The 6,811-nt window shown below is 46.4% G+C and carries 8 protein-coding genes; 6 read left to right on the forward strand and 2 right to left on the reverse strand.

Features of this window, described 5'->3' with window-relative positions; all coding sequences use genetic code 11:
* The first annotated feature begins 32 nt into the window (after window positions 1-32).
* The 3 genes from cobU to QUA88_RS18620 all read left to right on the forward strand — a co-directional run bounded on the left by cobU (window position 33) and on the right by QUA88_RS18620 (window position 3,454).
* Window positions 33-608, forward strand: a complete 576-nt coding sequence (gene cobU, locus QUA88_RS18610) for a bifunctional adenosylcobinamide kinase/adenosylcobinamide-phosphate guanylyltransferase (RefSeq protein ID WP_333055385.1) — start codon at window positions 33-35, stop codon at window positions 606-608.
* A 276-nt stretch (window positions 609-884) separates the two neighbouring features.
* A complete protein-coding gene (locus tag QUA88_RS18615) occupies window positions 885-1,307 on the forward strand; it encodes a hypothetical protein (RefSeq protein ID WP_333055383.1) in 423 nt (140 codons plus the stop codon).
* A gap of 77 nt (window positions 1,308-1,384) precedes the next feature.
* Window positions 1,385-3,454, forward strand: coding sequence for an AarF/ABC1/UbiB kinase family protein (locus QUA88_RS18620; RefSeq protein ID WP_333273078.1), 2,070 nt, complete (start codon window positions 1,385-1,387; stop codon window positions 3,452-3,454).
* Between the two features lie 359 nt (window positions 3,455-3,813).
* Here QUA88_RS18620 and QUA88_RS18625 read toward each other — a convergent pair whose 3' ends face one another.
* Entirely contained in the window at window positions 3,814-4,248 is a 435-nt protein-coding gene (locus QUA88_RS18625; protein WP_333055379.1) for a hypothetical protein, read from the reverse strand.
* Between the two features lie 271 nt (window positions 4,249-4,519).
* On the opposite strand from QUA88_RS18625, the gene QUA88_RS18630 reads away from it, so the two are divergent.
* Window positions 4,520-5,194 carry an SDR family oxidoreductase gene (locus QUA88_RS18630; protein WP_333054437.1) on the forward strand — a complete coding sequence of 225 codons (675 nt, stop codon included), beginning with the start codon at window positions 4,520-4,522 and terminating at the stop codon, window positions 5,192-5,194.
* Between the two features lie 191 nt (window positions 5,195-5,385).
* Here the strand turns inward: QUA88_RS18630 and QUA88_RS18635 are convergent, their stop codons facing one another.
* On the reverse strand, window positions 5,386-5,865 hold the full coding sequence (locus tag QUA88_RS18635) for a hypothetical protein (protein ID WP_333054438.1): 480 nt from the start codon (window positions 5,863-5,865) through the stop codon (window positions 5,386-5,388).
* An 82-nt stretch (window positions 5,866-5,947) separates the two neighbouring features.
* On the opposite strand from QUA88_RS18635, the gene petN reads away from it, so the two are divergent.
* On the forward strand, window positions 5,948-6,037 hold the full coding sequence (petN, locus tag QUA88_RS18640; RefSeq protein ID WP_071883976.1) for a cytochrome b6-f complex subunit PetN: 90 nt from the start codon (window positions 5,948-5,950) through the stop codon (window positions 6,035-6,037).
* 91 nt (window positions 6,038-6,128) lie between these two features.
* The gene (locus tag QUA88_RS18645; protein ID WP_333211236.1) at window positions 6,129-6,722 is read left to right on the forward strand and encodes a DJ-1/PfpI family protein; all 594 of its coding nucleotides are present in this window, start codon (window positions 6,129-6,131) and stop codon (window positions 6,720-6,722) included.
* Window positions 6,723-6,811: the final 89 nt, after the last annotated feature.

Consider the following 6,811-nt stretch of genomic DNA (forward strand, 5'->3'; position numbering starts at 1 on the left):
TCTAAAATCTAAAATCTAAAATCGACTGACTAATGAGTAACTCAGAACCCACCACATCTAGACAATTAATCTTAGTAACTGGGCCGGCCCGAAGTGGCAAAAGTGAATGGGCCGAAACTCTGGCGGCGGGTTCGGGAAAACAAGTAATTTATGTGGCTACCGGTCAGGTTGATGAAGCTGATTTGGAGTGGATTCGTCGCCTCGAACAGCACCGAAATCGCCGTCGGGTTGATTGGAAAACTCTAGAAGTGCCGATCGACTTGTCAGCAGTTGTGCAAGCCAGCAAGCCCTCAGATTGCTTGTTGATTGATTCTCTGGGAACTTGGACGGCGAATCTTTTGGAACAAGAAGCGGCTGTTTGGGCGACTACGCAGCAAGATTTGCTCGCCTGTTTGAAGTCGGCGGCGGCTGATGTAATTTTGGTAGGGGAAGAAACCGGATGGGGTGTTGTGCCTGCTTATCCGGCGGGGCGGCTGTTTCGCGATCGCCTCGGCACTCTCGTGCGCCACATCGGGGCGATCGCCGATACTGTTTATCTCGCCACCGGAGGTTACGCCTTGAATCTCACCGCTTTGGGTACGCCACTGCCGCCTGTAGCGAAAAATTAACAGCCAGAGTCGCGATCGACAAGAGAGAAAAAATATCGGTTTCCCGAACGACAATTTTAACTAAAAATCAGCTATGATTTTAACTAAGATTGAAAAATCAAGAGTCATATAAATTAGTAAAAAAACCTAATCCCTAGGGGGGAAGCCCAACAATTAGACATGAGGAATAGCCGAATTTTGAAATTATGTAAAAGATAAAATGTCTCTTAAGAAAGAGTGGTGATTTCAAATTCAAAGTCTAAAATAATCAATTAGTTGAAGGGTTGACTAAAAGTTATGGCATCAGATAGTGAAGTAAGAAAATATATTGCTTACTGGTTTCAGTTAGGCAAAAAAGTATTAATTCGCAACGGTTCCGAAGCGCTGGAGCCCAAATCGGTAAATGCGGGCGATCGCTACAGCCAGGAATTTGAAGACTGCTGGCAAAAAATCATCTCCCGCGACAGCGGAGACTGTTACCTCGAAGGCACAAACGAAACAATTGCCCAACTGCTGACGCCAGCTTGGGAAATCAGTCCCTGCGCGCGCTGCGCTATGCCCGTAGTGTTCAAACAAACCGGAATGCCCCCGGAGTTCTGTCCCTGTAACGACTTACCGAACTGGCCCGATACCGAAATGCCCCAACCTCGATCGCCCGTCAGCAGCCAATCGCAACTATCAGGCATTCGCGATCGACTCCAAAGATCCAGCGGCGAGTAAGTATATAAGAAGGAAGAAGGGTCTTCTTCCTTAAATTGTTACAATATATTTACAATGCTTCACACTAGGTCTGATTTATGAATGTCAAGACAGTATCGCCAGCCTCCCCGCCAACTTATGTAAATTCAGGGACTCAGGCTGTACTAAGCAATCTCCAAGATGCAAATACAATTCCCCTGCAAGCAGTACCAGTATCACTAGAGACGGAGCACGTAACGGACGATCGGCTCAAATCAGCCAGAGACATAGCTTTCGAGTTAGCCGGAGATGCTGTTCGGTACGATCCAGTGGCGATCGCAGCCCAGTACCGAAATCGACCTCTACAAGTCTGGGGAAGGCTGTCGAGCGTTGTTTGGACATTTTTTAGCTTTGCCTTCAGTGTGTGGTTCGACGGCAAAACAGGTCGTACCGCCACCAACGAAAAGCGCCGCGCCGTCCGACTGCGAGAAATTCTGGGTCAACTCGGCCCAGCTTTCATCAAAATCGGACAAGCACTCTCAACACGCCCCGACTTAGTACCGCCAGTATATTTAGAAGAACTAACAACGCTGCAAGACCAATTGCCAGCATTTCCCAACGAAGTAGCATATCAATTCATCCAAGAAGAATTGGGCGCCCACCCCAAAGACATCTACGCAGAAATCAGCCCCGATCCGATCGCCGCAGCATCTCTCGGACAAGTCTACAAAGGCAAACTCAAAACCGGAGAAACAGTCGCAATCAAAGTGCAGCGACCGGGTTTAGCCGAAAACATCGGCTTAGATATCTACATCCTGCGGCGTCTTGCAGTTTGGGCACAAAACAACTTCAAAATAATTCGCAGTGACCTCGCAGGCATTATGGACGAGTTGGGCGAGCGCATTTACGAAGAAATGGACTACACCCACGAAGGTCAAAATGCCGAACGGTTTGCCCAACTCTACGGCCACATCAAAGACATTTATGTTCCCAGCATCTACTGGGAATATACCCGCCGCCGCGTCTTAACAATGGAGTGGATCACCGGCATCAAACTTACGAATTTAGAGGCCGTTAAAGCTCAAGGAATCGACGCTCCTTACTTAATTGAAGTGGGGGTGCAGTGCTCTCTCAGACAACTTCTAGAACACGGTTTCTTTCACGCCGATCCGCATCCCGGCAATCTTTTGGCAACTCCTGACGGTCAATTAGCTTATCTCGATTTCGGGATGATGAGCGAAGTTAAACCTTATCAGCGATACGGCTTGTTGGAAGCTGTGGTGCATTTGGTGAACCGCGACTTTGAAGGTTTAGCAAAAGATTATGTCAAGTTGGAATTTTTAACGCCAGACACCGATTTAACGCCTATTATTCCTGCTTTGGCGGGCGTATTTAACAATGCTTTGGGTGCTAGCGTTGCCGAACTAAATTTCAAAAGCATTACTGACGAGCTTTCGGCGGTGATGTATGAATATCCTTTCCGAGTTCCAGCTTACTATGCTTTGATTATTCGATCGCTCGTCACGTTAGAAGGGATTGCCATTAATGTCGATCCAGAATTCAAAGTGTTGAGCAAAGCCTATCCTTACGTTGCAAAACGGCTGTTGAGCGACCCCGCACCGGAATTGAGAGCATCCCTGCAAGATTTGCTGTTCAAACAAGGCGAATTCCGCTGGAACCGCTTAGAAAACTTGCTCAACAATGCCCGCGAGAGCGAGGATTACGATGTCAGCAAAATCTTGAACCAAGCATTAGAATATTTATTTTCCGAAAGAGGAGATTTCATTCGCGATCGTATTGTCCTCGAATTAGTCAAGAGTCTCGACACACTTTCCAGCAACGCCTTTGCTAACGCCAAAGCAGTCGTCGGCGAATGGTTTGGAGTCAAGGCAAATCAACCTGTGGTTTCACCAACTGAACAAAAAAACCTAGAACACATCAAACGGATTTGGGATATTTTGCAATCAACTCCCGGTTTTGACGGGACGAAAGTATTGCAGCTATTGCCGCAGTTGTTGGTGAAACCCCAAGTGCAGAATATGGGGCAGAAAGTAGTCGGCGGTTTAGCTCAAAGAGCAGTTGCTAGGGTTATTCGCGAGTTTTTGCTTTCGCAGGAACCGGATGCGATTCCCGTGAATGGAAGCTACCCTAAAACTTCGCCTCAGTTGTCTTTACCTGCGGCGAAGTAGTTATATCATGTCAGGCGAATTGACCATAATTCCTGTAGGGGCGGGTTCACCAATATCTACAATAGAAACGAGAGATTCTGTAAACCCGCCCCAGCTTTTGAGCGTGCTCGATCGACCATGATATTAAATTGGGATATTGGGATTTTTTGACCGCAGATATTAGCAGATAAACACAGATGAACGCAGATGAAATGTCGTCTGCGTTCTTTTAATTAAGCTTGAATCCTTTAGCGGCTAATTGCTGGCGGAGACTTTGGATTATTACGCGATCGAGAGTATTTTCACCACTATTGGTACTAGATTGGCGCTGTTGTTCAATATATGCTGTACGCTTTTGAGATAAGTCGCGGATGGTCTTTTTAATGGCCTCTCTTTCGGTTTTCTTTCCAGCTACATATGCTTTTTTCTGTTAGCGTCATCCCTCGCATGATTTCGGGTAAATTATCATCTGATATTGCCTCTAGTTTAACTGTGCCGTTTTCGAGAGCATCGAGCAAGTCCCAAGAAGCATTATCATAGTATTCAGAAGCTTTGGACGCACTACGCAAAACCCTATTCCTGCCAGCATTACTATCTTCAACTGCTTGACGTTGTTGTCCTATTCTTCCTTCTCTACCGTAAGGAATGTAGGTTTGATTTAGTTTAGTATTCCAAGTAGAAATTTCGTCGTAAGGGGACTTGATTACTACAATTTGTTGGTTTTGATTAATGTTGAAGCTACTGCCTTTTGCTAAGGAATGAGAATTAAATAACTTCCACTCTTGAAAGTGGGATGGGCCTAAGAGCCCATCCAAAAAGGACGGGCTCTTAGGCCCATCCCACAATAACAATTAAAATTGTAAGTTATTTAATTCGCGATCCTAAGCATCTACTTTGTACCTTTATTGATAAGTTAGATTTAGACCCGGATTTGATGTTAAACCATCCTAAGCTTCCTTCAGTCTTGTCTTATGGTACTTTGGCTGCTTAAAAACAGTCCGGAGTATTGATTCACCAATTGACAGAGGAATGTTGTATAATCTACATTCAAAACAACCAATTTCTGCACCCCTTAACAAAATTGATATGACAGAGAAATCCCACATTTTTTTAGCTGGTGCTAGTCGAGGCGTCGGCTTAGAAATCGCCAAATGTCTGACAGCACAAAAGATGCAAGTAACTGCACTTTTGCGATCGCCCGCAACCAGCACCGAATTAGAAGCAATGGGCATCAAAGTCGTGACTGGCGATGCTTTGGATGCAGCAGCTATGGAAGCTGCGATGGCTGGTGGCGATTCAATTCATGCCGTAATCAGCACAATTGGGGGCTTGCCCAAAGATGGGGAAAGAGCCGATTATTTGGGCAACAAAAACTTGATTGATGCGGCGGTCAAAGCAGGCGTGCAAAAATTTATTTTAGTTTCATCAATCGGCAGCGGTAATAGTGTCGGCGCTTTGCCGCCCCAAGCTTTAGAAACTTTGCGCCCGGTTTTAATTGAAAAGGAAAAAGCCGAAAATCATTTGATAGAAAGCGGGATGATTTATACAGTAATTCGTCCGGGCGGACTCAAATCGGAACCTGCAACAGGCAACGGTATTTTAACAGAAGATTGTCGAGTTGCTGGAACTATTCACCGGGCAGATGTAGCGCAGCTAGTTTGTCAGTGTTTAGTTTCTGATGCTGCTAACAATAAAGTTTTGTCGGCGGTAGATAAACAGATGGTTTACGGCAATCCAGAATTTGAGGAATTAAATCTGTAGGGGCGGGTTTTACCAACAATAATTGCCTAAAACCGATAATCTCGTAAACCCGCCCCCACTTGGGTGGCGATCGCGCGGGGTGGGGGCGGGTTTTTGAGTCTTTGGGTATCCTTTGAAACTATTGGTGAACCCGCCCCTACAAGTTTTTGACGGAGGGCGATCGTAAACCTGTCCCCAACCAACGGCAAATCTCAAGAATCGAAAGGCTTAATCCACGATCGCCCGATCGCCCAATCCAGAACCAAACCCGCGATCGCAAATAATACCACACTCTCGACACCGCGAACCGCAAACGGCAATAACTCCTGTAGGGCGGGCATCTTCCCCGATTCAAAAAACAATCCAGCATCCAACTGTCCAAAAGCCCGCACCAACCCAAAAGCCAACACCGCACCAGATTTAAGCTGCGGGTTAACATCTCGGCGAATCGCATAGCGGTAAGTCACGCCGAACAAAAAACCGCCCAAAAGTGCGATAGTCGCCCTGAAGGCAAAATTTAGGTCAATTTCCCTTACCTGCAAACTCGCCAGAGAATCCAACCTATCCGCCAGAATTAAGCTATTACCAAGGGCGATCGCCCCAAAACCCAGCAAACAAGACAAAGCAGCAACACTCCCTGCCTTCAAAGATTCTACCCGTTCAGCCGCACTAAAATTTGACGAATCCTTCACAGCGCCCTCATTTCAAAAATGGCTCAAATTGACTTATGATAAGGGTTGAAGTCACTTTGTACAGTTTGTTCAATAAATAGCTATGGATATTTTGTCACTCGGTTGGGTTTCGGTGCTAGTTCTGTTCTCCTTCTCAATTTCAATGGTCATTTGGGGACGCAACGGTTTCTAGATTCCAGAATAGCTTGCGGGGCAAGCTTTTTAACGGCCCCGCATTTTTTTTAATCCTATTTAACCAAATCAAAATAACAGGAGTTGTCAACATGACAGTCAAAAAAATATTAATGTTAGTCGGCGACTTTGTAGAAGACTACGAAGTAATGGTTCCCTTCCAAGCCCTGCAAATGGTAGGTCACACCGTCCACGCCATCTGCCCGGACAAAGCCGCAGGCCAAACAATTCGCACCGCAATTCACGACTTTGAAGGCGATCAAACCTACAGCGAAAAACCCGGTCACAACTTCACTTTAAACGCGACTTTTGACGAAATCAACCCCGCCGACTACGACGCTTTGATTATCCCCGGAGGACGGGCCCCAGAATACATCCGCCTCAACGAACAAGTGCTGCAAATTACCCGCTACTTTGCCAACAGCAAAAAGCCGATCGCATCTATATGTCACGGCTTACAGGTTCTAACCGCCGCCGGCGTACTCGAAGGCAAACGCTGCACCGCATACCCCGCTTGCAGCCCCGACGTACTCCGGGCCGGCGGCAAATATACAGAAGTTCCAGTTACCGAAGCCGTAGTCGATGGCAATTTAGTCACCGCCCCCGCGTGGCCCGCACATCCTAACTGGTTGGCTGAATTCCTGAAAGTTTTGGGAACGAAGATCGAACATTCAGATAGTCATTAGTCATTAGTCATTAGTTAGGATCGCGAATTAAATAACTTACAATTTTAATTGTTATTGTGGGATGGGCGTCCCGCCCGTCCACTCATGAC

It is taken from the genome of Microcoleus sp. D3_18_C2, from assembly GCF_036702395.1.
Classification (GTDB): Bacteria; Cyanobacteriota; Cyanobacteriia; order Cyanobacteriales; family Microcoleaceae; genus Microcoleus.

What these genes read in the sequence shown, in the direction of transcription:
- cobU (WP_333055385.1), top strand. Translation starts at nt 33, where the DNA reads ATGAGTAACTCAGAACCCACCACATCTAGACAATTAATCTTAGTAACT.
- QUA88_RS18615 (WP_333055383.1), top strand. Translation starts at nt 885, where the DNA reads ATGGCATCAGATAGTGAAGTAAGAAAATATATTGCTTACTGGTTTCAG.
- QUA88_RS18620 (WP_333273078.1), top strand. Translation starts at nt 1,385, where the DNA reads ATGAATGTCAAGACAGTATCGCCAGCCTCCCCGCCAACTTATGTAAAT.
- QUA88_RS18630 (WP_333054437.1), top strand. Translation starts at nt 4,520, where the DNA reads ATGACAGAGAAATCCCACATTTTTTTAGCTGGTGCTAGTCGAGGCGTC.
- petN (WP_071883976.1), top strand. Translation starts at nt 5,948, where the DNA reads ATGGATATTTTGTCACTCGGTTGGGTTTCGGTGCTAGTTCTGTTCTCC.
- QUA88_RS18645 (WP_333211236.1), top strand. Translation starts at nt 6,129, where the DNA reads ATGACAGTCAAAAAAATATTAATGTTAGTCGGCGACTTTGTAGAAGAC.